General features: G+C 42.4%; 25 protein-coding genes and 1 pseudogene. 7 read left to right on the top strand and 19 right to left on the bottom strand.

The features are described 5' to 3' along the window. Positions 1-182: 182 nt before the first annotated feature. From NSS67_RS21870 to NSS67_RS21920, 11 genes and pseudogenes are all read right to left on the bottom strand, one after another. Positions 183-1,268, bottom strand: coding sequence for a nucleotidyltransferase domain-containing protein (locus NSS67_RS21870; protein WP_339315698.1), 1,086 nt, complete (start codon positions 1,266-1,268; stop codon positions 183-185). Positions 1,269-1,352: 84 nt separating this feature from the next. Then, entirely contained in the window at positions 1,353-2,663 is a 1,311-nt protein-coding gene (locus tag NSS67_RS21875; RefSeq protein WP_339315699.1) for an ectonucleotide pyrophosphatase/phosphodiesterase, read from the bottom strand. Continuing rightward, positions 2,660-3,918 (bottom strand): annotated as a pseudogene (locus NSS67_RS21880) (MFS transporter). Before NSS67_RS21880 ends, NSS67_RS21875 begins: the two are co-directional and overlap by 4 nt. A 144-nt stretch (positions 3,919-4,062) precedes the next feature. Further along, complete coding sequence (locus NSS67_RS21885; protein WP_339315700.1) at positions 4,063-5,235, bottom strand: DUF1963 domain-containing protein; 1,173 nt, start codon at positions 5,233-5,235, stop codon at positions 4,063-4,065. Between the two features lie 170 nt (positions 5,236-5,405). Then, entirely contained in the window at positions 5,406-6,440 is a 1,035-nt protein-coding gene (locus NSS67_RS21890) for a phosphotransferase (RefSeq protein WP_339315701.1), read from the bottom strand. Between the two features lie 24 nt (positions 6,441-6,464). Then, positions 6,465-7,046, bottom strand: a complete 582-nt coding sequence (locus NSS67_RS21895) for a DJ-1/PfpI family protein (RefSeq protein ID WP_339315702.1) — start codon at positions 7,044-7,046, stop codon at positions 6,465-6,467. A 16-nt stretch (positions 7,047-7,062) separates the two neighbouring features. Further along, positions 7,063-7,809 carry a type I methionyl aminopeptidase gene (gene map, locus NSS67_RS21900; protein WP_339315703.1) on the bottom strand — a complete coding sequence of 249 codons (747 nt, stop codon included), beginning with the start codon at positions 7,807-7,809 and terminating at the stop codon, positions 7,063-7,065. Between the two features lie 201 nt (positions 7,810-8,010). Further along, positions 8,011-8,643 carry an SGNH/GDSL hydrolase family protein gene (locus tag NSS67_RS21905; RefSeq protein ID WP_339315704.1) on the bottom strand — a complete coding sequence of 211 codons (633 nt, stop codon included), beginning with the start codon at positions 8,641-8,643 and terminating at the stop codon, positions 8,011-8,013. A 152-nt stretch (positions 8,644-8,795) separates the two neighbouring features. Then, positions 8,796-9,974, bottom strand: a complete 1,179-nt coding sequence (locus NSS67_RS21910) for an NAD(P)/FAD-dependent oxidoreductase (protein ID WP_339315705.1) — start codon at positions 9,972-9,974, stop codon at positions 8,796-8,798. Between the two features lie 39 nt (positions 9,975-10,013). Continuing rightward, positions 10,014-10,457 carry a DUF1641 domain-containing protein gene (locus NSS67_RS21915; RefSeq protein WP_339315706.1) on the bottom strand — a complete coding sequence of 148 codons (444 nt, stop codon included), beginning with the start codon at positions 10,455-10,457 and terminating at the stop codon, positions 10,014-10,016. Between the two features lie 202 nt (positions 10,458-10,659). Next, positions 10,660-11,505 carry a DUF2785 domain-containing protein gene (locus NSS67_RS21920; RefSeq protein ID WP_339315707.1) on the bottom strand — a complete coding sequence of 282 codons (846 nt, stop codon included), beginning with the start codon at positions 11,503-11,505 and terminating at the stop codon, positions 10,660-10,662. A 244-nt stretch (positions 11,506-11,749) separates the two neighbouring features. Here NSS67_RS21920 and NSS67_RS21925 point away from each other — a divergent pair, with 244 nt between their 5' ends. Then, entirely contained in the window at positions 11,750-12,367 is a 618-nt protein-coding gene (locus NSS67_RS21925; RefSeq protein ID WP_339315708.1) for a nitroreductase family protein, read from the top strand. A gap of 81 nt (positions 12,368-12,448) precedes the next feature. On the opposite strand, the gene NSS67_RS21930 is transcribed toward NSS67_RS21925, so the two are convergent. The 5 genes from NSS67_RS21930 to NSS67_RS21950 all read right to left on the bottom strand — a co-directional run bounded on the left by NSS67_RS21930 (position 12,449) and on the right by NSS67_RS21950 (position 16,908). Then, on the bottom strand, positions 12,449-13,072 hold the full coding sequence (locus NSS67_RS21930; protein WP_339315709.1) for a hypothetical protein: 624 nt from the start codon (positions 13,070-13,072) through the stop codon (positions 12,449-12,451). Positions 13,073-13,456: 384 nt separating this feature from the next. Next, positions 13,457-14,599 carry a DNA polymerase III subunit beta gene (gene dnaN, locus NSS67_RS21935; protein ID WP_339315710.1) on the bottom strand — a complete coding sequence of 381 codons (1,143 nt, stop codon included), beginning with the start codon at positions 14,597-14,599 and terminating at the stop codon, positions 13,457-13,459. Then, the gene (locus NSS67_RS21940; RefSeq protein ID WP_339315711.1) at positions 14,600-14,911 is read right to left on the bottom strand and encodes a hypothetical protein; all 312 of its coding nucleotides are present in this window, start codon (positions 14,909-14,911) and stop codon (positions 14,600-14,602) included. Between the two features lie 473 nt (positions 14,912-15,384). Continuing rightward, positions 15,385-15,870, bottom strand: a complete 486-nt coding sequence (locus NSS67_RS21945; protein ID WP_339315712.1) for a DUF3888 domain-containing protein — start codon at positions 15,868-15,870, stop codon at positions 15,385-15,387. A gap of 63 nt (positions 15,871-15,933) precedes the next feature. Next, a complete protein-coding gene (locus NSS67_RS21950) occupies positions 15,934-16,908 on the bottom strand; it encodes a phosphotransferase (protein WP_339315713.1) in 975 nt (324 codons plus the stop codon). A gap of 164 nt (positions 16,909-17,072) precedes the next feature. Here NSS67_RS21950 and NSS67_RS21955 point away from each other — a divergent pair, with 164 nt between their 5' ends. Then, positions 17,073-18,287 (top strand): MFS transporter, encoded by a 1,215-nt coding sequence (locus NSS67_RS21955; protein ID WP_339315714.1) that lies wholly within the window; start codon positions 17,073-17,075, stop codon positions 18,285-18,287. Positions 18,288-18,385: 98 nt separating this feature from the next. Here the strand turns inward: NSS67_RS21955 and NSS67_RS21960 are convergent, their stop codons facing one another. Together NSS67_RS21960 and NSS67_RS21965 are read right to left on the bottom strand one after the other, a co-directional pair. Beyond that, a complete protein-coding gene (locus NSS67_RS21960; protein WP_339315715.1) occupies positions 18,386-19,090 on the bottom strand; it encodes an SAM-dependent methyltransferase in 705 nt (234 codons plus the stop codon). A 41-nt stretch (positions 19,091-19,131) separates the two neighbouring features. Then, on the bottom strand, positions 19,132-19,431 hold the full coding sequence (locus NSS67_RS21965) for a hypothetical protein (protein WP_339315716.1): 300 nt from the start codon (positions 19,429-19,431) through the stop codon (positions 19,132-19,134). 211 nt (positions 19,432-19,642) lie between these two features. Here NSS67_RS21965 and NSS67_RS21970 point away from each other — a divergent pair, with 211 nt between their 5' ends. Together NSS67_RS21970 and NSS67_RS21975 are read left to right on the top strand one after the other, a co-directional pair. Beyond that, complete coding sequence (locus NSS67_RS21970) at positions 19,643-20,122, top strand: MarR family transcriptional regulator (protein WP_339315717.1); 480 nt, start codon at positions 19,643-19,645, stop codon at positions 20,120-20,122. Between the two features lie 149 nt (positions 20,123-20,271). Beyond that, positions 20,272-21,507 (top strand): MFS transporter, encoded by a 1,236-nt coding sequence (locus NSS67_RS21975; protein ID WP_339315718.1) that lies wholly within the window; start codon positions 20,272-20,274, stop codon positions 21,505-21,507. Between the two features lie 46 nt (positions 21,508-21,553). Here the strand turns inward: NSS67_RS21975 and NSS67_RS21980 are convergent, their stop codons facing one another. After that, positions 21,554-22,795 (bottom strand): metallophosphoesterase, encoded by a 1,242-nt coding sequence (locus NSS67_RS21980; protein WP_339315719.1) that lies wholly within the window; start codon positions 22,793-22,795, stop codon positions 21,554-21,556. Positions 22,796-23,020: 225 nt separating this feature from the next. On the opposite strand from NSS67_RS21980, the gene NSS67_RS21985 reads away from it, so the two are divergent. From NSS67_RS21985 to NSS67_RS21995, 3 genes are read left to right on the top strand one after another with little or no spacing between them, the layout of a single operon-like run. Next, positions 23,021-23,734 (top strand): polyphosphate polymerase domain-containing protein, encoded by a 714-nt coding sequence (locus NSS67_RS21985; protein ID WP_339315720.1) that lies wholly within the window; start codon positions 23,021-23,023, stop codon positions 23,732-23,734. 2 nt (positions 23,735-23,736) lie between these two features. Then, the gene (locus NSS67_RS21990) at positions 23,737-24,465 is read left to right on the top strand and encodes a DUF4956 domain-containing protein (protein ID WP_339315721.1); all 729 of its coding nucleotides are present in this window, start codon (positions 23,737-23,739) and stop codon (positions 24,463-24,465) included. A gap of 29 nt (positions 24,466-24,494) precedes the next feature. Beyond that, positions 24,495-26,483, top strand: coding sequence for a CotH kinase family protein (locus tag NSS67_RS21995; RefSeq protein WP_339315722.1), 1,989 nt, complete (start codon positions 24,495-24,497; stop codon positions 26,481-26,483). Positions 26,484-26,781 lie beyond the last annotated feature (298 nt).

Below are 26,781 nucleotides of genomic sequence, written 5' to 3' on the forward strand. Positions count from 1 at the left end.
TACAAGTGAACAACATTCACTGGATAAAAGCCGATAAAAAACAGTCTATAATAAATATCACCACTTTGGCAAATCAGACATTACTAATATGATGATCTTTTATTTTACCCATAGGACTTAAAAAAATTTTGTCGTTCCACAAAAAAACCAGACTACGAAAATTCGTAGTCTGGTTTTCTTCCCTATCGCATCCTCATATATTCGTTATATAATTGCTCAAAAGTATCGTATTGTTCAACTTTTCTACCTACTTTATTGTATTCTTCCTGATATTCATCCATGACCTGCAGAAACTGCTCTTTAAATAAATGAAGATGATCTGAATCAAAATACTGCATAATATCAAACTTTTTGGTTCCCCTTGATTCTGTCATTTCATCAAGAAAATTTTGTATGCCCATTGCTACATAATAGGCATAAGATTTATCATTTAATTCCACACTTGCTATAACCTTATTACGACTGTTACACCACAATTCTTCAAAGGTGCCACCAAGATTATCATAGGTTGGGACAGGCTGAATCACAAAATCCTTATACATTTTATTATATAAATCATTGACACTTTCTAGAAAACTATATGATGTACTTCTGATTTCAACGATAGTCTTCGCATCGATCACAGCCATGTATATCATTTCAAAATCATCAGGAATATAACGGTACGTAGCAATTTCCTCCAGATATCTCTTAAGTCCCCGTTTAAAATAGGTATTGTTCAAATGGGTTAAAGCATTTACCAAATTGTATACAACTTCGCATGAAGCGTACCTCACTGCGCCGATATCTTCAGAGAGTAATGTATTCGTATATTCCTGTTTTGCTATGTCCAAACTCTTTTTCGCTCTACTGATACATTCACTCCCTATAGGCTTTGCCAAAGCATCGAGAGCTTTCTGTTTATATAAATTCAGCTTTTCCAGATATTCGGGCTTCGCACAATATAACACCTCTAAATCTACCAGACACGAAATCATTGGGCTCTCAAGATTCGCTTGATCTTCTATCCTTGTTTCCCATGGCGTACAATATATGTCGTATCCAATATCCTCCAGAATAAAGCACGATGATATCCCCCAGCCTTGGGCCGTGTTATTAATTATGATTAGATCAAGATCGCTTTTTTCATGAAAATCTCCGGTACTGAAAGAACCTGTAAGCCCAATGATTGCAATATCATCAGGAAAATCTCTTTTGGCACGTTCAATAACCATACTAATAAGTTTGTCATTTTTATTTAAAATTTGTTGTCTATTAACAGCATCCATATCCAATTCTCCCCTCAAACCACTTTAATTCCATTGTATATGGATATTGCTCTAGTAAGTATCCCGACTTTATCTATATTTAATCTATACCAAGTAATTGAAAATTTCATCTAAAGGTCTTCCGTCACAAGAATTAAACTCAATCCCTAAAATCTTTGCCATCGTAGGAGCGATATCTACCATTTCGAGATCCCCTATAGGATAGTCACTTTTAACCTTACTCCCTGAGATCACCAAGTTGCATCTATAATCCTCTTTATCGGGAGAATACCCGTGAGTTGCGTATTTAACCCCTTGTTTGTCCAGATCGACAATCGTTGGTTCAACCATGCTCTCATCAAAACAATAGCCTCTCTTAGCTTCAAGCATATACTTAGTGGATTGACCGACATGAAGATGATCTAGCTTCTCTCTAGCATACAATTCCTCTATACCAGAAGCGTCATCTTTCATATCATCCTGAATAGCCGCTAATGCTAACCGCTCTGCTTCTTCATCCCCCGGTTTGATATGCAGGTAAGCCGCTCCACCCCCACACTGAAAGTAAGCTCTCCACTTCATTTCGCCGTTATCTTCATAGATCAGCCCTTTTTCCTGCAAAAGCTTGTTCAAATGCACTTTGTACCTGACATTAAACTGTCCATGGTCACCCAAAACCAAAAAAATCGTATCATCCTTCATACCGGCTTCATCCACTGCCTGCATAATTTCGCCTAGCCGAATATCCATACGTGTAATTACCTGCTTCACTTCGTCGCTGTCCGTCCCGTAAATGTGCTTAGCATCATCCAGATCAATCAAATGTATCATGAGAAGATTAGGCTTTTTGCGCTTAATTGTTTCTATCGCACACTTGGTCGTGAAGTCATCCAAATAAGGCTGTTCAATCCCTTTTCGAAGACGTCCGTATTTCAGCTCCATCTCGATACAATATAAGGGGCTCCCGCTTTTTAACACCTTCAGTGCCTGATTTTCGTTTTTGATCGCTCTAATTTCCGGTATATTGAATTGGATTGAGGATTTCCCTGATACCGGCCAGAGGATTCCAGCTGTACTCATGTTATGCTCGCGCGCAGCATCGTATATCGTGGGTACCTTTATCGCATTTCTAAACCAGAACCAGCTTTGCTCCTTTTCCTTCACAAACGGCTGAAACGGATTGTTGTGATGGATGCCATGCTTATCTGGATATACACCGGTCGCTATCGTAGTGTGCACCACATAAGTGAGTGTGGGATAGACACTTTTCAATTTCTTGCTATGTGCTCCATTGTTAATTAATTTCGATAAGTTCGGAAGGCGGCTAGCCATTTCCCATTGATCTTCTGAAAAGGCATCGTAAGAGATGACGATCAAATGCTTGGCCATTGCCGTTTGTTCTTTGATTGACTTCATAGAATAAGCCCCTTGGTTTCATCAAGTTCAGGCTGCTCTTTAGGTAAAGTAATAAATACGAAGAACCCAATAATAAATAGTGGGATAATCGATAAAATACTATATTTAGCATGGCCTGTTAAGGTAGTTGTTAAAGACATCACTGCAGGACCAACAATCGCCGCGAACTTGCCAAAAATATTGTAGAATCCAAAGAATTCATTGGAATTTTCTTTAGGAATAATCTTTGCATAATAAGATCTGCTGAGCGCCTGAATTCCTCCCTGAGCAGAACCGATTAGCGCACCCAGAATAAATATATGCCACACTGAGGTGATAAAGAAAGCTGCAATACAGGAAATGATATATGTAAAAATCCCCACGATGATCATCGTTCTAGCTGAATATTTTTTGGCGAGATTACCATACAGGATGGCACACGGAAAAGCAATAATCTGAATAACTAGTAATATCCCCAGTAAGGTGAAGGTGTCAAAAGTATCCGCACCCAGAACCGATGTGGCATATGGCACTACCATTTTTATTATCGTATCTACTCCATCAATATAAAGAAAGTAGGCAATTAAGAAAACAAATACCACTTTATGCTGTTTGACATTTTTGAAGGTGTCTCCCAGTCTTTTAAAGCTGTTGATAACCGGTTTTGGTTCCGGTTCAATGTAATATCTCTGCTGCACATCCTTGATCATAGGCATGGTCAATAGCCCCCACCAAAGGGCCGTAATAATAAATCCAATCTGATAACCGATCGATTTATCCATCCCCATAAACAGAATCAAGAGTAGGCTGATACCAAATGGAATGACGCTGGCGATATATCCAAAAGCAAAACCTTTCGAGGATACCTTGTCCATCCTTTCATCAGTGGTTACATCCACCAGAAAAGAGTCATAAAAAATATTGGCTCCAGCAAAACCTATGACTGACAAAATATAAAATACAATCAATAACTGCCATTGCCCATCGCAGGTGCTACGAAAGCCAGCGAAGCTGTAGCTATCACGCCGATCAATGAGAAAAATATAAAGAAGCGTTTTTTCTTATCCTTGTAATCTGCCAGCGTCCCTAAAATCGGGCTAAGAACTGCCACCAGAATACTCGCAATGGAATTGAAATACCCTAAGTCCATGCTGTTGTTAACATTCGAAAACATCCCAAAAACAATAGGCAGCAAAGCAGTTGTAACCGCCATCGAATACGCCGAATTCCCACAGTCATATAGAATCCATGATTTTTCCTCTTTGCTTAGTTTCATCCATAGCAGCCACCTTTTCACCTAATTCTTTCTGTTATATCACTTGAGCATAAGTGGCGTGTTAAATTTATGTAAAACTACATATGACTGAAGGTTGTACGAGGAACCATCCTTGGATTTAAAGTTCAATTCCGGCAAATCACTTTACGTCTGCTGGTAATTCACAGCTACCTTTAGGCAAGCCTCGCAAAGAAATGCATAATAAATCCCTTCGCTCTCCTCGGCCTGTTCCATGTCCATTTGCGCAATAAACTTCATCGTCACCGAGCAGCAAGGACACACAGGATATTCCGCATCCTGAATCCAGGTCGGATGTCCTCCAATCTTCGATGCAGGCGCCTCAAGCATCCAATACGCATTATCATAGGCTCCCATCTGCCGCTCCGATAGTTGCATGGTACGCCATGATAACTCTTCCATAGCTTCATTTTCAGGCAAAAAATCGGGAACGGCATTATATTCACTCCACGAGTATCTGCCATCCAGATCTGCATTCATAAACACAGTGCCATAACAATTACAGTGCATACAAGCTGCTATCCTTAACCACTGACCGGGTAGCTTCATAAATTGAACTAGCGGGTTCTGCAAATTGTAATCAAATAGCACTGTCAATTTACTGTCGCACCAAGGACAGGAATGCTCACCTGCTTGCAATGCCGCTACCGCCGAAGCAGCCCGATTTAACCCATCTTTTCCTTCACCGCTTACTTTAAAATGATAACTCTCAGGGTAAAAAAGCAGCCTCTTCCTGCCTTCGTTATCTAACTCCCAGCCTGCCTCATGAGCGTAGGTTTCCGGAGGCACGTTTAACTCCGCTGCCCACCCAGGCGGGTGCCGCCGCCATGTCTGGAACTGCCGAACAACTACTTCATCGCCAATCCAGGCTAGCGCAAGCAGCAAGTGATTACGGTTTGCCGAATCGTACCCCAACTGATGTATGAGCTTATCGCGGATATCCTGACCCGCTTCCTTAAAGAGAATACTTGGATAATACTTCCCATTGCGATAAAAAGCCTCGAGGCCCCGCTCTATGCGTGCACTTGAAAAACATGCAAGCGACAGTAGAATGGTCTCAGCCTGGTCAAAATCATCTTCTTCCATTAATACAACCGCGTAGGTCTCCAATCGCTCCCGTTCACTTTCAGTCAGCTGATGATACATCTCTTGCGCAGTTTTGTGGTAGGGTATTTCGTGCTCAAGTGGATTGTATTTTCGCGGCTTGTGCATGATTTTAAGAATTTCAACCGGATCATTCACACCTGCATACAAATCAACATCTTTTCGATTCTGTTCAATAAATGCCTTTTCTTCCAAAGCAATCTTCCTCTGATGACAGGGCATGCAAATCCCACCCGTTTTTAAAGAAGTTGCAGGAAGAATGCTTGCCTTGCAACCTGAGGTTTGGCAGGGCAGTCGCTCGATCATCATACCACCCCTGTTCTGAATATTTTTTTGAGCTGGCCGATTGTGGTAGATCTAACAGTCTAAAGCTTATGTAGTGTACCGTTCCTATGCTCCTTAAGCAGCTGTGCGAAAAGTTCACTAGAGTAATCAATCCTACGCTCAGGAAATTCGCCTGTTAGTACAATCTTCAGCATTTGAAGCAGACGTTTACCCGTTAATTCAGTTGGCCCAAGAGACCATTGTCTAATACTCGGACATAGATATATCAACCCTGAGTATCGAAACGCTGCCCTCAATCTTTCATAAAAATCATCATAGTGAAGAGATATACCGTTTGCTATTAATTCGTTGTAATAATGATTGGCATCCTCAAGGTTAAAAAAACTAGCGAGGTCAATATAAAAAGGCGCGTAATAGCACCATCCGAAATCAATAATAAATGGGTTTTCATTATGATAATGGATGTGGGAACCATCAATCGACTGCAAATCTCCGTGCGTGAGCGTCAGACTTTCCTTCTCATCGTATAAAGCCGCCATATCGCGCGCAAAAGCGTTAGCTTTCTCACGCAATGACGGCAGATATGCCCCAAATTCCCTGCAAAACTCAGGATTCTGCTCCATAAGGTCTTCAAAATGATCCACGGATACTTGTGTAACTAAATATTTTTCCCAATAATGACGGTCCGCATGGGGGAGCCATAACATCTCCGAACCTCTACCCATATTGCGGGCATGAATTCTCGCTAATGCCTCTGCTATCCTCGGCGACCAGTTAACACCAGATGGAGGAGATTTAACACTCCCTAAATCTTCTATCACCATCCATCTTGGCGCATCTGTTTCTATATCCAATGAAAAAGCGGCAGGCGTGTTCCGATGGCCTTGATCAGTTAACGTTTTCATTGCCATGCGTTCTTTTAGAGCCGCCTCTTTAAATATCACATTTTCCTTTTCACCATTTTCGTAGGTAACCTCTAAACGATGTACCTCCGCACCTGACCAGCCACGTTCCGCTTCTGTCATAAACCCATTCTCTAAATGACATATCTTTCCGCGTTGAAGTATCTCGGCTAAGCCTTGAGCAATTATGATCATATTTTGTTCCAAATTCATCTGTACTTCCTCCGGTATTGATCATCAGATTCGAACGATCCCCTGCATCTCGTATGGATAATCAATCTGCTTCTTAACCGAATTCATTGCTGCTTCACCAGCCAAATATGAAATCAGATATAACCCCAGATCAATGGAAGTGGAAACTCCACCGCCAGAAATCACATTGCCATCATGCACAATACGAGTCTCCACCACTTCTTCACAATAGGGTTTTAGTAATTCATAAGCAGATGGATGAGTAGTGGCTTTTTTCCCTTCTAACAACCCCGCAGCCCCAAGCAGCAGTGAGCCTGTGCAGACTGACACCTTATAAGGAACATTGTGAGCTCCTGCAATCCACGCGACAAAAGCCTCATCATAACGGAGTTTACGTGTCCCCATCCCTCCAGGCACAAATACCATATCGTACGCCGAAAGCTCTGGCAGCACTTTTCCAGCTTTAACTGTGAATCCTAACTCATCCGTCACTTCCTCTGAAGCTGCACATATATCCCAAGACAAATCTTTGCCTATTTCAAATTGTCCCAATCGATAAATAACATCATAAAACCCGGCAAAATCCAAGAACGTAATCCCGTCAAAAAGTATAAAGGCGATTTTCAAATTCGCACTCTCCTCTTTATGGCTTGGTTAGGATAATAGGCTCACCTTTAGTCACAATAATCGTATGTTCAAACTGCGCTACCCGGCCTTCGTCTACAACACTCAGCGTCCACCCATCCGATTGCTGCTCCACGTAGTCTGCTCCAGTAGAGAGGAAGGGTTCAACCGTAATCACCTGTCCCTCTTTTAACACTGTAGTCACTCTAGGATTATAGAAAGGTAAAATTTCAAAAGGCTTCTCATGCAATGATTTTCCGATCCCGTGACTGCACAGATTACGCACTACTCTATATCCGTGCTTCCGAGCTTCGAGCTCCATCATTCTACCAATCTCATTGACCTTCATCCCTGCTCTCAGATGATTGATCACACTCATCATAGTTTCTTCTGTACTCCGGCACAGACGCAGAATATCGTCATTATAGGGCGGCAATTGAAAAGAAACCCCGGCGTCCCCATAATAACCATTCAGCTCAGCAGATACATCAATATTGATCAAATCTCCGGCATTAATCACTCTAGGACCAGGAATGCCATGAGCAACCTCTTCATTCACACTGATGCAGGTGCTGCCTGGGAAATTATACGCTTTCATCGGGGCTGATGATGCTCCGAATTGCGCTAGAATTTCAGCACCTATACTATCAAGCTCCGCTGTTGTCATGCCAGGCGTTACTTTCTTTTTCATCTCGGCAATGGTGTGTCCTACCACTTTTCCTATCGCTTTTAGCCCTTCTAAATCTTGTACAGTATCACTCGTCATCTATCACACATTCCTCTCTAATCTGGTAATAAGCGTGGAATCCTTCAATAAAAAAACATAATCCAATTATAACAGTGTCTTTAAATATAGAGAAACGTCTTTCCGAACAGTTATAAAAAAGACTACAACCTGCCCCTTAATGAGTGGTTCTAGTCTTAAAGAATCAAGTAAATATGTAGAGATACTATCATACCATTAAACTTAAATCGTTGCGCCTACCGTTCTCAGCCAAGCATCTGCAATAAGTGCATGGCCCGCAGGTGAAGGGTGTACTCCATCCGGAGCCCAGTAAGCTGGTTCCGCTTTCACTGATGCCGCAGCAAACAGACCATCCAGTGGAACAAGCAGAGCACCATATTCACGTGCCAGTTCACGTACGATGTGAATTTTAGGATCCAGATCTTGGCGCCAAGCTCTACGATCTTCGGGTACAGGCAACACGAACGGCTCAATAAGGACTAATTTGGCGTTCAGTGATTTCTGAGACCGTTCGATCAGGTTACGATACGCAGCTTCAAATTGTTCAGGCGTTGTCTCCTGACCAGAATCAAAGCGGCGCCATGTGTCGTTAATACCAATATAAATAGACACCCAAGTCGGCTTCAGATCCAGACAATCCTTATCCCAGCGTCCCTGCAAATCTACTGCACGGTTGCCGCTGATTCCGCGGTTATAGAACGTAAGATTCTTCTCGGGGTATAAATGTCCCAGACGAGCGGCGATCATCAATGCATAACCTACACCAAGCGATGAAGCGTCTGCATAATCGCGACCCCAATCCGTTATGCTGTCGCCTTGAAACAAAATGACATCGTTTTGTTGGAATAACATCATGTAATCCTCCTCTAACTACCTCTGTTAATATTAGCCAATCTATTATATCAAAAAACAATGAATACAGCCTAGTATGAAAACGTTGACAATACATGGTGGCTAATACGTCAAAAAAACCTGCTCAGATTTGAGCAGGTTCTCCAATTATAAAATTAATAAGCTAAGCTAAACAATCCTTTAATGTGGGACAAGTAACGAATATTACTTGCTTCCTTCATCAGGGTTGCAGGCAAACCTTTTAACGGAGTAGAGCTAGCACCAACGATAGCTACGCCATCTTTACGACCTAAGCTCGCAAGCGTACCTGAGTTGATCGGACTAAAGGATTCAAATGATTTATCCTTCAAGAACGCGTAAAGATTGTACCCGATCAATTCGCCCATTTGCCAAGCGATTTGTGCAGTTGGTGGATATGGACGACCATCTTCGGCAAAAACAACTGCGCTGTCGCCAGCAACGAATACGTCTTTGTGTGATGTGGATTGCAAGAATTCATTCACCGTTGCACGACCACGATTCACTTCAAGACCAGATTCACCAATAAGTGGATTTCCTTGTACGCCACCAGTCCACACGAACGTGTTAGCAATAATTTTTTGACCATCTTTCAAGTCAATTACATTATCCTCTACATTCGTAACAGGTAGACCTGTCAAGAATTGAACACCACGTTTTTCTAGACTTGCCACTGCGCGTTCGATCAGTGCATCTGGCAATACTGGAAGAATCTTTGGACCTGCTTCTACCAGCATTAGTTTAATTTCTTTTGGATCCACGCCATATTTCTTAGTGAGCGTTGGCAACACATCAGCAATCTCACCAACAAGCTCAACACCTGTTAAGCCACCGCCGCCGATTAGGATGCTTGCATCCGCAGCATTTTTCGACTTCGCATATTCACGGATACGCTCATCAATATGCCGATGAATTCGGTTAGCATCCGCTGCCGATTTCAATACCATGCTGTATTGCTCAAGACCTGGAATGCCAAAATAAGCCGTAGTGCTTCCTAGACCCACAACCAGAGCATCGTAGGATAGTGTCACACCATCAGATAGTGTAATTTGTTTGTTCTCAACAGAAAAAGAATTGACTTTCGCGATTTTCAGATCGATATCTTTACCTGCAAAAAGCTTAGTTAGTGGCATAGCAACAGCACCTTCTGCAACACTACCCGCTGCAAGACGATGCAATTCTGTAATAATTTGATGTGTAGGAAATTGATTAACGACTGTAATTTTAGCTTCGTCTTTCTTCAGATACTTGCGTACAGTTAAGGCGCTTAGTAGACCACCATAACCCGCTCCTAGAATGACAATATGTTTAGACATGATGTTTCCTCCGTCCTTACGAATGAGATATGAAAATTATTATTTCTGTTGACTGCGTTCGCCAGCTACTTGAAGATAAGCATTTACGAAACGGAAAAGCTTCTGTGCTTGTGGATCTTTCATCATCTTCATAAGACCAAAGACACCGATCACATCATTGCTTTCATTCGCACGATCTTGTGCTTCGATCACTGTAGCTGCCATATTCTTCGCCGAATGCACCACAGGTTCAGCAAGTTCTTTAATTGCACTTACCGTATCACTTTTCAAGACGTCATCCGCAGCGACAGTTTGAACAAAGTCATATGACTTTGTGAGCACGCCGACAAGCTCTGTTAATTTTGGCAACTGTTCCACTAAGACAGTTAAGGATTCCTGAACTTCCGGTTTCAATAGCTGCTCCAGAACATTCATTTGTTCTTTTGTGACAGCTAAATTTGGTGATTCTTGTTCAGGTTGTGTTTGAGTGATTGTTTCTGACATATCCGAATCTCCTCTGCAAATAAGCTTTGCTGCTTAATAGTAATAAAAAAAATAACTTTTAACGCCATATTTCTATTATAGCACTTATCAAGTTATAAATGTCACAAAGTTTTTGGATTTTAGCAAAGTTTTGTGATTTTTATTACATTAAAAAAGATTGTTCAAATTAAATGCAATCCGTGAACGCTTAAGTAATTAATGTTTATGGTGTAAATCGATTCAAATTGGTCTCCACTTTCAACAAAGCTGTCACCGTATCCAGATTCTCCTTCATTGGAAGCAATCTAAAATACAAAGAACGAACGAAATTCTTTGTATTCACACGAGCAACATACTGACCGCGGCTTCTTGGCCATCCCCCACATTGCTCCAGACTGACGATCCAATCGAGAATAGACTGCTGTGGAAGTAAATTATGATCTATGATTGTTGCAACAATAGTAGCGATACGTTCATCTTCATCGTCACTAAATATGTATTGATCGTTGTAAAGCATTCTTTGGAGGACTGCCAGAACCTCTTCCCTCACAGCCGCATCACTCTCCGAGCACAGAACCAGTTCATCCAAGGCATCTGCGCCATGGGCTGCTGCGTGTGCCCAGCCTTCTTCATCCATAAATCCTCGTAGATCCTTTTCTTCCTCATAATATCGAATCAGAGATTCCTTCACATTAGTAAACACTGCGTTATCTAAAAACGCCTGTTCCCTATGTCGCTGAAGAATAAGCGCAACGACAAGCACAGAGAACGTTCTTGTGTACACAGTCTGATCTTCTTTACTGCCAATGTGATAGAACAAATGCTGCTCGTCAAGGAGAATCAAGAGAAGTTCACGAAGCTCCGCATCACTAAACCATTGTTTCTCGTTAATCCATTTGTAAAAGGTAGAATAGATCAAGTCATCTCGTAACACCGGCTGTGGATCTCCTATATACTCAAGCATCAGCTTCACATAATCTCTTAGCTGCTCCCCACTTCTAAGCTCGTAATTGTTCTCTTCGATTCTTTGCAGGTCTATTATCAATTGCTCTCTAGTATCGTTCAACATTCCCACCCTTTCATTAATAACATATCCTAATATCCTAATTTACATCCTAATATTTTACAATACATAGTTTATTCTTCACATTCTCCAAAGCACTTGAAAGCTGAATCCACATGAAGTGAACTTAGTCATTGACGAACATAATTAACTGTGCTATTTTGAGTTAGTAACTAATAGTTAGTTTATTAATAAATATCACTTATTTATAATTCACAACCAAACACATACACATATGGAGGAATAACTCATGAGCGCTTTTACAGAATTAATTGAATCCCGCAGGTCTGCTATGAATTTTGTTGAGGGGGTAAAGATCCCTCAGAATGAATTAGAGGAAATGTTCTCTTATGCCAGATTGGCGCCATCGGCTTATAATCTTCAACATGCTAACTATAAAGTTGTAGCTGATGAGAATTTAAAAGAAGAGATTCGCAAGGCGGCTTACGGTCAATATAAAATACACTCCGCTTCTGCGGTAATTGTGGTACTCGGAGATAAGAATGCTTATCTGAAAGCTCCAGAAATCTTCGGTGGACTTAAAGCTTTAGGAGCGATGAGTCAAGAGGCTTATGATGCTGAGATAGAAACGATTAACAATGCTTACATAGGAAATGATGCTTTTCAAAGAGATGAAGCAATACGTAATGCTTCCCTGTCTGCCATGCACTTCATGCTGATTGCCAAAGATAAAGGCTGGGATACGTGCCCAATGATCGGCTTCGATCCTGAAGCGATTCAATCCACCTTAAATCTACCCGATAATATGGTGCCTGTGATGCTGATTACTATCGGCAAAGACAAGAAACATAAAATCAGACCACGTGGCTATCGCAAGCCGGTCAATGAATTCGTTGAATTTATTTGAGCATAAAAAACATAAACCAGCCCATCCGAAGTCGTCATATCGGTTGGGCTGGTTTTTAATATGAGATAACGCTTATTTTCATTACTTAGCGTACTGCAAGATGGCAATGGCTGCTCGTTCCCGTCGTTCGGCGTCCTCACTGACTAGAGCTTGCTTCAAAATACCGATCGCCATAGATAGCGTCTCTTCATCCACATACACTCGATCATCCCCCGCTTGCTCTGAATCAGGCGAACCTGTAATCCACAGATCCACACGAGCACTAGGCATTGGCCCCCCATACTGCTTAGCCGCTCCACTATCACTAAGAAACTCTTTCACTCCTGCGTTAAGATCCGTCATAGGAAGACTCTTCAACCAAGTTACACCACGTCGATGGCATGTACCGTTGTCTGGCGTGTCAAATAATTCGTTGTAAAAATAATCTCCTAGGTCACCTAGATGTACCCAGTCTCCATCGGACACCAGCACGTAATCGCCATCCTGCATCGTATGCACGAATAGGTGAATGGCTTGCAAATGTTCTGTAAGTTCCGGCTCACTATATCGGTAAGTACGAATCAACCGATCACGGAGCTCCTCTGTACTGACATTCTCCAGATCCCCTATTCCGGGGTAGCCGATACTCACATAGTTATCCTGTAAAAATGTAGTGATCCGCTCGATCCCTAGCGGCTTCGATCCCATCTGAAACAGCTTCATCATTTATTCCTCCGAGTATTTAATGAAATGTTTGTAAAAAATTCTCCATTACAGGATGATTCCCGCAGTTTTCGCGTCGAGACTATGGATGTACTTCTTTCTCCTATGATCGGACTCAGATGCCCTTATTTCCATGATTTCACTCATTTTGGCACACTATCGGACTCAGTTGTAGCTATTCGTTCAAATCCACTCCTATTCTGTCCAAATCAAGGGCAATAAGAGCTATACAGTCCGAACCCTTCGAAAAATTAACCAATATGCTGAAATAGCTGCAATACGGTCCGCTCCACTTAAGTTCGAGTAAACAGTAGTAGGTTGGGCAACAGGTACCTAATTTCGTGCAATGGGTAGCTAGTTTGGGAGCTCAGTTGCGGACCGCATCCCTTAATCCTGCGTCCTCATAGGGGTAATTAGGAACAGTGTGGACGATGATGCATCCACAGGTTGTATCACCAGCGGTCTTTCCTTTCCCGCGAACCTTATTCTAAGCGTCTCACTATCGATGACCCGAAGGATATCTCTGAAATACTTGCCGTTAAAAGAAACTCGAAAGTGTTCACCTTCTAGATGCTCCAAAGGAATCTCTTCTTTTACATCCCCAATTTCTGCGGTCTTGGATATTAACCTTAACGTGTGAGAAGGAAATACGTTGAGCGTTACACTTTCACCAGCTAATATAGAAATGCGCTCAACCACATGTAACAAACGGTCTGTCTTCACGATCACTTCAGAAAGGTAGGCCTGCGGGATTAAATTATCGACAGAGGGATACGTCCCTTCTAGCAGGGCAGACTGAACCCTCAATCCATTAGAAACAAATCTGCTTTGCTTAGGACCTATTTCTAATTCGGTGCTGCTGTCTTCATCATCGTTTAATATTTTCAAAAGATCCTCAAGGGTACGTCCTGGTATTACGACATTGAAAGGAATTGCACCGTAATCTTCTACGCTTTCAACAACATGCTGGGCGAGCCGGATACCATCATTGGCGACTACACGAATACTTTGATTATCTATTTGAAGCGAAACTCCTGTAAGCACAGGTCTGGTTTCCGATGAAGAGACCGCAAAAACCACTCGTTTAAAAATTTGCTTCAAGAGAGTGTTCTTCATGATTATCCTTTGAGTGTTCGGGTGGGCTATGTATTGGATTCTGGGAAACTCTACTACATCCAGTCCACACAAACGAAATTGAGTGTTCCCTGATTGAATATTTAGGATCAATGACTCTCCGATTTCCAGCCTAATGAGTCCAGGGTCAAGCTTGCGAATGATTTCATAAAAATAACGCGCGGGAACTACAATCTCACCTATTTTGTGTACAATCATCGAGTCCATCTTCACAGGGAGCTTATATTCAATGGTCATTCTTATATTGCTGGCTGTTAATATCAGACCCTGAGTTTGCGCCTGAATAAGTATTCCTGATAGAACACGTGAGGAACTATTCGCGGATATGCCTTTTAAAGCTGCCTGTAATGCGGTACTAAGGGAATCTTTTGATACATGGATTAGCAAAATCTTCACCTAACTCTCCTTAGATTCCTTTACAAAATGCGCCTCAATGATGTTCCGAAACACTTGGGAGCGAGAGGCATTCTGATCCTCACAAGCCTGCTCTATCTCCTGCCAGATGTCCTCAGATAACGTCAAAGATACTTTTTTAGTTACCCCGGTGCTTTTTCTGCCTGCTCCTTCCCGAAGACCACCCCTTGTAAAAAGAAACCCTAACTGCCCATCTTTAGTAGATACGCCTACTTTGACTTTATCTTTGGCAACACTTTTGACTTCACTTACAATTTCACTCTTCTGTTCACCATTGTACTTATGATTATTCAATCCCTCGCGTCCTTTAATTTGAATTTAGTAACTTAAATCAATATACCCACTATTTTCATAATACCATACTCGCCTTTATTCCACCACAATTCTAGCCACAAAAAAACACCCCATAGATCGGAGTGTGTGTAGTGGGCTGGGCATGAGTTTGATATTGCACCATTGACCCATGCCTTTTTTATTTTGCTAAAGCTAGTTTGTGATCGTAAGCATTAATTGCACTTTATACATCTATACCTATACTGTGTGATGCCCGAGCGATATAAGTGTATTCTCTGCAACTAAATTCTACGATATAAACAAATTAGTGTGAGAATCCTTCTTTTAACTGCACCAAATACAACTAAAAGCGGCCAAGTGGCCTATTCCCTTCAAATAAGTGTATAAACTGCAACTATCCAGCTTTTGCTCCCCACAACCAAGTGCACAACTTTGCATATACTCTTTCACCCACAATGGTTTAGCAGCACTCACTATCTCAAAATATTCTGATAATTTGGTGTTAGGTCAGACTTCCGTGGGTCTCTCAAATGCTTAAACGATTCTAGCTTCACCTTGGGGCCTGAAGAGATTCTAAAAGTCATAGTATCCTCTCCAACGGTAAGATGTGGACCCACTGTAGGGTGTATGTTAAGTGTAATTAAGAAATCAAACCCACGAAATCCGTTCACTCGCTTCATATCTGTAACTTCCACTAAATAAGGATACACTGTCGGAGTTATTGTCAGAAGTGGCGCATAAATCTCAGCGATTTTTTTGTCAATATAAGGTGATAGAAATGTCATTAACATGTCTTGAAACATAAGTTCGCGAGAATCCTGATCTGGAAGCTTCGGTTCCGAATCAGATCTGGATGGAGCCTCGGATTGCGGTTGAACGGACCTATTAGCGGAGCAAGGTTGTTGTGTCAGAACGAGCATAACTGCGACCAGAAGTAGAGCGATCCAGCTTTTTTTCATCAAAATAGCCTCCTTAGGGAACTTTATTTAAATTCCCCAAAGAGACCCTCATTTTATACCCATCTAAATCTCGATCATATTAAAAAGAAAAGATTCTCCCTCAAGATAATTCCTTAGCATCGCCAAAGCATAGGGCTGCTCGGCCTTCAGTCCCTCGGTTTCTCTAGGATCAGATGCATGATGGCAATAATTTTCGATCATAACCATGACTGTAAAATGCTCTAAGGCCTGAAACCAATCCCCATCAAGCTTGCTAACACTCTCATAACCTTTGATGACTAGTTCTCTTTGCAGAGGATATATTCCCAAAAGGGTATGTGCCACATCATAAAGATAATAGCCCCAGCCACATCTTCCAAAATCAATCGGTCGAGGATCACCCTGATGAAATATAATATTCCCTTGGTGCAGATCACCATGAATAACCCCATAATTCTTTCTGTTCTTATGCTTATGCTGTTTCGCCAACCAAGTATTGATTTTCTCAGCCGCAGATTGATACAGCACGAACTCATCATCCGTAAGAAAACAATGATAGTGTAGCTTCAAACGAAGCATGGCTTTTCTAAAACTATGTTCATCCCAAACCGGACGATTGAATCCAGCAGGTAACTCAAGCTCCTGTGCTGCTTTATGTAGCTTGGCTAATAGTACACCTTCTTTATAAATTTGTTCTTCGGTAAGTCCTTCGTTCGCATGTTCGCCTTCAACCCAGCGCATTAATGATGCATATACACCTTCTCCATTACCTTGCTCCACTTTGAACGTAACAGAACCTGTGCGATTATGAACGCCTTTTGGCAGGGGGACATCGATTTTCCTCTTCAAAAGCTCCAGCCACGCGATTTCGGAGTTGATTTCCTCTTTTGATCTACCCGAGTGAAGGCGCAGAAGGAAAGATCCCTCTTTATCGGTCTCAATTATAAAAGTACAAGTGTCCGATCGTTGATTGAAACGAATCTGCGTCCAATCGAGATTAAAGTGCTGAAGCGCCATTAAAGCTGCTTGCTTATAATCGTGGCTTATCGTAATTTCCATCCCCTCAATATTTATTTAAAATGAAAAATATCTGAAATAAATATTTCTCTTGAAAATAATTTCAGAAAACTAAATAATATAAAGCAGAGCTTACATGTCGGATCTATCATCTCAATAAGGGTGGAGCTTCATTACAGACAGAAGAAAGGTTGAACATCTGCATCATGAACGCAATTCCAAACCTCAGCAAGACACAATCACGCAAGGAACTAGCAGGGAAAGAGCCTTTTCCCATCTCCATACTCTCTCTTACGGTAGGCGCTTTTGCGATTGGAATGACTGAATTTGTCATCATGGGTATTTTACCAAATGTCGCCAATGATTTACAGGTCAGTATTTCAACTGCAGGCCAGCTTATCACGATGTATGCCCTTGGAGTAGCTATTGGCGCACCGATCCTAACCATCCTTACGCAACGAATCCCGCAAAAGAAACTGTTATGCCTGCTCATGATTTTATTTATTCTAGGCAACGGGATATCAGTATTTGCTCCAAACTATGCCGTTCTCATGGTAGCTCGTATAATTACAGCTTTAACACACGGGACTTTCTTTGGTGTTGGCGCAGTTATTGCTTCCAATCTGGTTAATCCCAATAAACGAGCAGGAGCCGTATCCATTATGATGGCTGGCCTAACGATTGCAAATATTGTGGGTGTTCCTTTAGGGACATTTATCGGTCAAAGTATGGGCTGGAGGGCCTCATTTGCAGCAATTGCAATTATGGGGGTCGCAGCACTGGTCGGCATCCTAATCTTCATCCCGAAGATCAAACAAGAGAAACCAGCTAGTGCGATTCAGCAAATAGCCTCTCTAGCTAATCCTAAGCTGCTCCTATTCTTACTAATCGGTGCGTTAGGAAACGCCAGCTTATTCACAGTGTTCACTTATATAGCGCCACTACTTATGCAAGTTACCGGCTTTGCTGAACATAGTGTGACATGGATTTTAGTCCTCTTCGGATGTGGGGTGACCATCGGGAATATCGTCGGCGGGAAGCTTGCAGATTGGAAGCTGATGCCTTCTCTCGTCGGACTTTATTTTGCAGTTTGTGTCATTCTTACGATCTTTTCCTTCACCATGCATAGTCCAATCGCTGCTGTTATCACAATATTCTTCTGGGGCTTTGTTTCCTTTGCGGTCATGCCAGGTTTACAGATACGAATTATGAGTCTGGCTAAGGCAGCTCCTGCTCTCGCTTCAACGACCAGCCACTCCGCAGGGAATCTCGGAAACGCAGCAGGTGCCTTCATCGGTGGATGGGTCATTTCTCATCTTGCGATTACTTCGCTGCCATGGGTCGGTTCCGTTCTGGTAGGACTCGGTCTGGTACTTGGTATTGCTTGTTATGTAGCAGAGCGTAAAGAGAGTGTGGCGTAATTCTTTTAAGACTTCAAACAAAAACGAGGCCGTCCCCAAAGCGATGAAAATAGCTTAGGGGCGCCTCGTTTTCTTTTTAACAACTATGGTTATCCATCTTACGGCTTCATTCTTCTAATTATTAACATCTGATTTGCCCCTTTTTGAAACTCATAAGGAACCTCCGTCTCCTCCGTAGTGAAACCTTGGCTAACCAACTCATCTATAAGGCGATCTAAATGCTCATATCTTTTGCAAGCCAGATCAACTAATGGAAAAATACGAAGCTCATCTCTCGTCACCCGCATTAGTTCATTAACGGCCTTTAGATGAAAATCATAATCCAGCCGATCGCTGTACATAAAGAGAAAATGAGCAGATAATGTTAGATCGAAAGCCTCATTTGAGAATGGAAGATTCGGAAGAATCACTGGAACATATCGCTCCGGGGTTTGTCTCCGATCCTTGGTGTTATCGTTTAAAGCCCTACTCCTTGTTTGTGTCAGATCCTCTATAGATTCGAAGTAGTCCCACGCAAAGTTATCCCGTACCTTATCCAGTTCAGACCTAACATGCTCAATATCTTGAACACCTTTGTCCGCAAGCTCATCCGTAGAGTAATAGTAAGCGATATCGGCAGCCGTCACATCACCACCAAGCTGATTTGCTATAGCTGTAAAAGAACAAGCACCGGCAGGACAGTCCAGAATTCGTCGACCTACAAGATCTGCTTCTTGCAAATCGAACATCTGCAAATATTCCTCAAAGGTCCTTCCTATAAAAACAATTCTCTCCAAATCAAGTTTTCCCTCTGCTCCGCTCATCTCATCTCACCTTTCCTCAACTAGGCTAATATGATCGCTTTTTACTTCTGTTTAAATATATGAATAAGATAATCTATAAGAAGTCCTAGAATCAGGAACGTCCCAAAATGAATTATATACGTAGGGAATCTGACGCTGATTAATATACTGCTTGCAGTCCATTTCGTATTATTCACATCAACCATCCAATTTTCAAAAGGCTTCGTAAAGATCAGCGTATCTACAATCGGGTTAAGTCGTACAAGAATGATGTTTGCGATCTCGATCCCCAAATAGTCACCCAGACAGATGATGACACTTATAATCGAAAGCCAGAAACTGAATTTCCTCCTTAAAAACATCAAGCAACGTCCCCTCTATTTTTTCCTATTAAATACAATTCGTTTTAAATTTAAATTATCCTTTGTTCCCTAAGAGGAGTGTCAAATCGAAATTCCCAAAAAAATACCGCTCGTTCCCTTACCAGTTGGGAATAATTATCTTAATATTGTTGAAATAGAAACAAAATTTAATATAATATTGTTAATGCAAGAGCGAGTGGGGGGACAGGCCATGAACAAAGAAGAACAGGTCATCATGGGTTTCAGAGACCTATATAACAAGATGGTTTGGCTTAATAAGTCTAAGATGGAAGACAGTCTTAAGGGTTATACGTCTTCAGAAGTACATTGTATCGAATACATTGAAAAAAATGTGGATTCCAACGTGACAAAACTTGCGGAGTCCTTTTATATGACACGCGGTGCCATAAGTAAATTAACTAAGAAGCTCATAGAAAAAGGCCTTATCGAAAGCTACCAGAAGTCAGATAACAAGAAAGAAATCTATTTTAGGCTTACTGAGCAAGGGAAAGTAATTTATAAAATCCATGAGGACCTGCACAAAGAGTTTCAAGAGCGGGATAAAGACATGTTTGAACAGATAACCGAGGAAGAAATGAACAGTATTCTTAGCTTCGTGGAAAGGTATAGTAGGCATTTGGATGCAGAAATAAAGAAACTGGGTATAGATTTTAAGTCAGAATTAATTTGAATATGAAAATAAAAACCACAGGCAGCCGGGCTCTATTGAGAGCGGGCTGCTTTTTTATTGCAATAATTTCGTTGACAAGGAAACAATATTACAATACGATAAATATGTTTCCTAGGAATCAAAAACACAGCTCTTGAGGAGAGAATTTTATGTTCAAATTTAAATCACACCATGAACAGAACACAGACCAAACCGTAGATAAACACGCTTTAATATTCGGTCTTATCTCTGTGTTTCTTTGCGGAATAGGCTTCAGCATCATAATGCCTGTCGTCCCATTCTTAGTACAGCCTTATACAAGCAATCCAGGAGAACAAGCTATAGTTGTTACGCTGCTGACCTCTGTTTATGCATTCTGCGTGTTTATTGCGGCCCCCGCGCTTGGTGCTTTGAGCGACAAATATGGCCGTCGTCCATTGCTTTTAGTATGCCTTTTGGGTTCCGCAATCGGGTACATAGTCTTCGGCATAGGAGGAGCTCTATGGATACTATTTGCTGGGCGCATCATTGAGGGTATAACAGGTGGGAGCATAAGCACGATCTTCGCCTATTTTGCAGACATCATTCCGTCAGAACAGAGAACCAAATACTTCGGATGGGTAAGTGCGGTTGTAGGTGTAGGCACCATCATTGGCCCAACTCTAGGCGGATTACTTGCTAAGTTTGGTTATTCTGTTCCCTTGTATTTTGGAGCAATCATAACTTTATTGAATGTTGTTTATGGATTCTTTTTTATGCCAGAGAGCCTTGCCAAGAAGAATAGACTGAAAGAGGTAACCTTTGTAAGACTGAATCCATTTACACAGCTTGCAAGCTTACTTTCCATGAAAAGCTTAAATAGGTTACTTATCTCAGCGTTCTTACTTTGGATACCAAACGGATCTTTACAGGCTATTTTTTCACAATTTACAATGGATACTTTCAGTTGGAAGCCTGCACTAATCGGGCTTATGTTCTCAATTATGGGTCTCCAAGACATCATTTCACAAGGTTTCATAATGCCAAAGCTTTTGAAAAAACTTAATGATAAACAGATAGCCATTCTTGGGATGGTATCGGAGATTATAGGTTACAGTCTTATTGCACTATCTGCCTTGTTCTCATTCTATCCTCTTTTTATCGTTGGAATGTTTATCTTTGGTTTTGGTGATTCGATCTTTGGGCCATCATTCAATGGGATGCTCTCCAAGTCTGTCGATTCTAGTGAACAAGGAAGGATTCAAGGGGGTAGCCAATCTATTCAGGCTTTAGCAAGAATGATTGGGCCTATCATTGGAGGTCAAATCTATGTATCACTTGGGTCTTCTGCACCCGCTTTTATGGGTATGATTCTTATTGCAGCAGCAATACTAGTTTTGTATAAGCGCACGCAAGTAAATTTGTAAATGAAGCCGTCTTCACCTTTAGGGTAAAAACGACTTCTATTCCTAATCAATGTGTCAGCACAAATTCATCCAGCATCTTTCCATCTACATCATAAGCCTGATACGTTAATGTATTACCGGAAACGCTAATCCCTGCGAACATTTGCTTGTAGTTTTGAAAGTGAACTTCGTGATAGAACTGATCTTCTTTTTTCTCATTAAACTTCCCTCCAGATGCATTAGTCACAACATATACCGTACCTTTTTTAGTACCTACCGGATTCTCACCTTGAGGAACGATTTCCCCTGCCCGTATCGGGTAGGATCTGGAGTACTCATGATTATGACCCTGTAGCACCAAATCGACCTCATATGCATCAAAAATATCCGTCCAATCTTTTATCTTTTTATACGAATTGCCCCCGTATGCAGGACGGTGCATGGCGACGATTGTCCATTCTTTATCCGTATTCTTCAGGTCTTCCTTAAGCCACTCTGTTTGCTTTTTTAAATTACTCTCTGTATTCAATACAGTGACATGAACAGGACCATAATCAAAAGAATAGGAAGTTCCTGCAATAGAACCTTTTGCCCCGTTATCCGGCAGGTTGAAATGTGAAGTAAAGTACGTCGCATCACCTTCCACTTCATCATGATTTCCTGTAACGGGCATTAAGGGAATTCCAGAAATCCAGCCTTGCACGTTGCCAAAAAAATGATCCCAGCCCGCCGAATCCTCCGGATTCTCTGTTAAATCACCATTATGCACAATAAACTTTGCTTCTGGAAAGGTCTGAAAAGCCTTGCCCAGTGTCTTCCCCCACAGTTTAAAATCACCCGACGTTTCCCCTTGAGAATCCGTAATGTTGATAAACGTAACACTATCTAGCCCCTTCGCTTCCGTGGTGAATTCTGTAACTGTACTCCATTCCCCCTCAACACCACTGCCCACTCTGTAAGAATATACCGTCCCAGGCTCAAGTCCCGTAACCTCCGCTTTATGAACACCTCTGTTGCCATTGTCTGTTTTTATGACGCTACTAATTGCTTCTACCCTCAGTACATCCGAATTCGCAAAAGAAGAAACCTGTCCCTTTACTAATTCCAAAACTCCTGCAACATTGGAATTGTTAGTATACCAAGTAAACGCACGACTCGTTCCCGCATCTCCTTTTAAGGTGGTAACAAGATCATACGGAGCTGGTGATTTCGCGGAACTCCCGGATTTGGACCACTCCATCCCAACAGCCACCAAGATCAATACAATCACTACTATCCCTAGGATGATGGCGAATTTATAGTCTTTCATCACGGTTCCTCCTTAAGATTGCTCTCTAGCCCTCTAACTAAGATAGCCCTCCCGAAAGTCAGAAGTCAAATCTGCAAATCCATACTTTTGTTATCGCAGTGTAAAACATTCAGCTAACATTCAGTCCATTTTAAGTTAAGCATAAGGTCCGTCTCCTAGAATTAGTTGTGCAAGAAGGTTAGCCAACGACAGAGACAGAGATAGAGATAGAAACGAGGTGGGAAAATGAGTAAGAAGCTTCAATTTCGGCATGAGCTAAAATTCTTCATTAACTATCATCAATACCTTATATTGCGCCAGCGATTGCAGAGCTTGATTGATACAGACCAGCACGCCAATGAGAGTGGCGAATATCATATTCGCAGCTTGTATTTTGACGACATCAACAACTCGGCGCTTGCCGACAAACTCGGAGGTCTCAGAGAACGCGCCAAATATCGTATTCGCATTTACAACATTCAAGACAACATCATTCACTTTGAGAAAAAAATCAAAATGGACGACTATATCGCCAAAATCAAAGAGCCGCTGACCCGTCAAATGTACGACGAGATTATGGCAGGCAACTATGAGGTACTGAATGTCCCGGACAGTCCGCTGTTCATGGAGTTGTACAATCAGATGCGTCATAACCTGCTCCGGCCAAAGGTCATCGTGGATTATGTTCGCGAGCCCTATGTTTGCCACAACGGCAATGTGCGGATCACGTTCGATAAGGAATTACGTACCGGTCTGCATTCAACGGATATTTTCGATAAGAATTTGCATCCGATTCGGGCGATTGATGAGAACTTCATTATTTTTGAAGTAAAATTCGATGAATACATTCCGGAATACATTAAAATTGCGCTGCAGTTAGATGGGCTGAACAGACAGTCCGCTTCAAAATACGTGATCTGCCGCAAATTTCTAAAAACCAACACTTGGGAGGATTATTGATTATGAATGCATCACTAGCAACGCTAGCAGCAACCGCAACATCAGATACAACCACAAATACTTTTACAGATATCATTAAGAATTCGGTGCTTGACAACTTTGTATCCGATATAAGCATCTCGAAAATGCTCATCACCTTGGGTGTGGCTTTTCTGATTGGCTATTTCATTTATCTGCTCTACAAACGTGTATTTAGCGGAGTGTTATACTCCAAAAGCTTCAATGTCTCACTAATGGGCATGACCATGATTACAGCCACTGTCATTATTGCCATTAACTCTAACCTTGTGCTGTCCCTCGGTATGGTCGGTGCATTGTCCATCGTTCGTTTCAGAACGCCGATCAAAGATCCAACAGATCTAATCTTCCTATTCTGGGCAGCAGTCGCAGGGATTGTAACTGGCGCTGGCTTCTTCACTTTGGCTATTGTTGGTTCAATCATCATCGGTCTAATTCTGTTCCTATTCATCAAACATTCTTCTATCGAAACACCATACTTGCTGGTCATTAACTGTGATGGCGACGAGAGTGAACGTGAAGTACACAACCATATCACCAAATCCGTGAAACGTTACAATGTGAAGCAAAAAACAGTATCCGCAAACAATATTGAATTAACACTCGAGCTTCGTCTGGATGATAAAGTAGGTGGCTTTGTCAACACAGTCTCCGATCTAAAGGGAGTCAAAAATGCACTTCTAATCAGCTATAGCGGCGACTATGTATCCTAAACACAATAAGATGAAAGGCGGTGCCCCAGATGAAAGCAAGAGGTAAGTCTATCCTGCTGAGTCTTTGTTGCCTGCTGCTGGTCATCGCTATAGCTGGGTGCCAGAACGCAAGTCCATCTGCAACAAACGAAACTGCAACAGATTCTCAGGAAAAGAAAGTCTCGAGCGACGAGAAAAGTCTAGACGAACAGGTTTTTCCAAAAGACAAGGTCGTCGATGTCAAAATCACTTTGGACCCGGATGATTTTCAGGACATGCTGGATAATGCCAGTGCGGAAGAATATAAAACCGCATCGGTTGAATACAACGGCATTAAATTAGATAACGTGGCCATACGGACCAAAGGAAATCTTAGTCTCAGAAGTGTAGTACAGATGACAGACTCTGACCGCTACAGCTTCAAAATTTCTTTTGATGAATACGTGAACCAGAATTTATTCGGTATTACTAAGATCAACCTGAATAACAATTACAGCGATGCTTCTTATATGCGGGAATTTCTAACCTATGAGCTTGCTGAGAGTGTCGGACTTCCGACGCCGAAATATTCCTTTGTCAATGTGTACGTCAACGATGAACTGAAGGGCTTCTACCTCGCGGTGGAACAGATCGGCGACGCTTATCTAGAACGTAACTTCGGGAACTCTTACGGCGCACTTTATAAAGGTGAAATGACTGGTCAGGGCAGTGACTTAACTTGGCTTGGTGATGATCCTTCCCTCTATACCGGATTAGTAATGAAGTCAGAAAAATCGAATGATGATATTCTAATCGATATGCTGAATGAGCTTAATAACGGCACCGATTATGAAAAATACATCGACGTAGAGGAATCGCTGAAGTACATCGCTCTAAATGCGGTCACGGCTAACATGGACAGTTATTTAGGCGGTAATAAGCAAAATTATTATTTATATGAAGACGATGGGGTCTTCTCCATCTTGCCGTGGGATTATAATATGGCTTTTGGCGGCATGGGCAGCGCAAATGTGCTGATTGATGAGCCTACACAAGGCGCGCTGGCAGAACGTCCTCTGATTGCGAAGCTACTTGCTAACGACGAATACAAAGCGAAATATCACGAAATTGTCAGCGAGATGATTAATGGCTATCTAGCAGATGATACGTTCCAAGCACGGATGGATGAGCTGGACAAGATGATTTCCAGCTATGTCAAAGCGGATCCGTCCGCCTTCTACACCTTCGAGCAGTATGAAGAAGGAATAAAGTCTGTTAAGACCTTCATGTCGAACATGGCGAAAAATATTCAGCAGCAGCTCGACGGCACCACTCCTTCCTCCGGTGACGGATCGGGAAGCGGTATGGGTGGTGGTGGCATGGGCGGCGGTGGCTTTGGTGGCGGCGCTAGAAATGGCGCAGCTGCAGGTGCGACTGGTGCAGGTGCTGGGCAAGACGCGAACGGCGCTAGTAACGCTCAGACTGGTGCGGGGGCGGATCAAAGCACGGGAACTGACAGCGCTGGTGCTGCTAACGAGGGGACCGAGAGCACAGGTACTGGCGGCGCAGGCGGTGCTGCGCTGAATGCCGAAAGCGGGCAAGCTGCTCAAGGTGGCGCAGGTGGTGAACCTGGGGCCATGGGCGGACCGGCTATCCCTAATGCCGGGGCCGGACCTGGCAGTAACACGCAAGCAGCGGCTGGTGGGCAGGCCACTCAAGGAGGAGCTCAGGCCGATACTAACGGGCAAGCCGCTCAAGGTGGACAAACCAATACCGACGAGCAGGCTGCTCAAAGTGGACAAACCAATACTAACGGGCAAGCTGCTCAAGGTCGATTTACCGGCGGACCTGGCGGTGCACCGGGTGCCATGGGTGGACCAACTATCCCCGAAGGTGGAGATGGTCCTGGCGGTGGTGGCATGGGTGGCGACTTTGGTGGTGGCGGTGGTGCTATGCAGCAAAAAGGCAGCACGAGTGAAGCCATCACTACTGGAGTCGCGATACTTCTCCTACTGCTGACTGCAATCTTTGTGACCTTCTATAAGCGGAAACGGTTATAGATTAGTAAAGCACTAATTCATAAGAAACATAAGCGCCTTCGGCAGTTCTATATGAACGGCGAAGGCGTTTCTATTTTAATGACGGTAAAGTTACTTTCGGACACCAACGCCTTTATCTGTAACTTTTGCGCTGTTTTGGAATGTTATCGGACATTATGGACGTTATTGGACTGAAATAACACCTTAAATCTGCTTTTTGCCATGAATAGCGACTCTCGAGTCCGCAACTCGCTTCAAAAGGGCTTAAAATGCGCAAATAGCTGCATCTGAGTCCGTTCACACAGCAGCAAGAAGAAAC

It is taken from the genome of Paenibacillus sp. FSL R10-2734, assembly GCF_037963865.1.
Lineage (GTDB): Bacteria > Bacillota > Bacilli > Paenibacillales > Paenibacillaceae > Paenibacillus_AQ.

Excerpts from the sequence above, each read along its gene's own strand:
- NSS67_RS21875 (WP_339315699.1), bottom strand. The coding sequence starts at position 2,663 with ATGAAGTCAATCAAAGAACAAACGGCAATGGCCAAGCATTTGATCGTC.
- NSS67_RS21905 (WP_339315704.1), bottom strand. The coding sequence starts at position 8,643 with ATGATGTTATTCCAACAAAACGATGTCATTTTGTTTCAAGGCGACAGC.
- NSS67_RS21920 (WP_339315707.1), bottom strand. The coding sequence starts at position 11,505 with ATGTTGAACGATACTAGAGAGCAATTGATAATAGACCTGCAAAGAATC.
- NSS67_RS21925 (WP_339315708.1), top strand. The coding sequence starts at position 11,750 with ATGAGCGCTTTTACAGAATTAATTGAATCCCGCAGGTCTGCTATGAAT.
- NSS67_RS21870 (WP_339315698.1), bottom strand. The coding sequence starts at position 1,268 with ATGGATGCTGTTAATAGACAACAAATTTTAAATAAAAATGACAAACTT.
- NSS67_RS21975 (WP_339315718.1), top strand. The coding sequence starts at position 20,272 with ATGTTCAAATTTAAATCACACCATGAACAGAACACAGACCAAACCGTA.
- NSS67_RS21965 (WP_339315716.1), bottom strand. The coding sequence starts at position 19,431 with ATGTTTTTAAGGAGGAAATTCAGTTTCTGGCTTTCGATTATAAGTGTC.
- NSS67_RS21995 (WP_339315722.1), top strand. The coding sequence starts at position 24,495 with ATGAAAGCAAGAGGTAAGTCTATCCTGCTGAGTCTTTGTTGCCTGCTG.
- NSS67_RS21970 (WP_339315717.1), top strand. The coding sequence starts at position 19,643 with ATGAACAAAGAAGAACAGGTCATCATGGGTTTCAGAGACCTATATAAC.
- NSS67_RS21950 (WP_339315713.1), bottom strand. The coding sequence starts at position 16,908 with ATGGAAATTACGATAAGCCACGATTATAAGCAAGCAGCTTTAATGGCG.
- NSS67_RS21910 (WP_339315705.1), bottom strand. The coding sequence starts at position 9,974 with ATGTCTAAACATATTGTCATTCTAGGAGCGGGTTATGGTGGTCTACTA.
- NSS67_RS21930 (WP_339315709.1), bottom strand. The coding sequence starts at position 13,072 with ATGATGAAGCTGTTTCAGATGGGATCGAAGCCGCTAGGGATCGAGCGG.
- NSS67_RS21915 (WP_339315706.1), bottom strand. The coding sequence starts at position 10,457 with ATGTCAGAAACAATCACTCAAACACAACCTGAACAAGAATCACCAAAT.
- NSS67_RS21955 (WP_339315714.1), top strand. The coding sequence starts at position 17,073 with ATGAACGCAATTCCAAACCTCAGCAAGACACAATCACGCAAGGAACTA.
- NSS67_RS21890 (WP_339315701.1), bottom strand. The coding sequence starts at position 6,440 with ATGAATTTGGAACAAAATATGATCATAATTGCTCAAGGCTTAGCCGAG.
- NSS67_RS21960 (WP_339315715.1), bottom strand. The coding sequence starts at position 19,090 with ATGAGCGGAGCAGAGGGAAAACTTGATTTGGAGAGAATTGTTTTTATA.
- NSS67_RS21990 (WP_339315721.1), top strand. The coding sequence starts at position 23,737 with ATGAATGCATCACTAGCAACGCTAGCAGCAACCGCAACATCAGATACA.
- NSS67_RS21980 (WP_339315719.1), bottom strand. The coding sequence starts at position 22,795 with ATGAAAGACTATAAATTCGCCATCATCCTAGGGATAGTAGTGATTGTA.
- NSS67_RS21945 (WP_339315712.1), bottom strand. The coding sequence starts at position 15,870 with ATGAAAAAAAGCTGGATCGCTCTACTTCTGGTCGCAGTTATGCTCGTT.
- NSS67_RS21985 (WP_339315720.1), top strand. The coding sequence starts at position 23,021 with ATGAGTAAGAAGCTTCAATTTCGGCATGAGCTAAAATTCTTCATTAAC.
- map (WP_339315703.1), bottom strand. The coding sequence starts at position 7,809 with ATGACGAGTGATACTGTACAAGATTTAGAAGGGCTAAAAGCGATAGGA.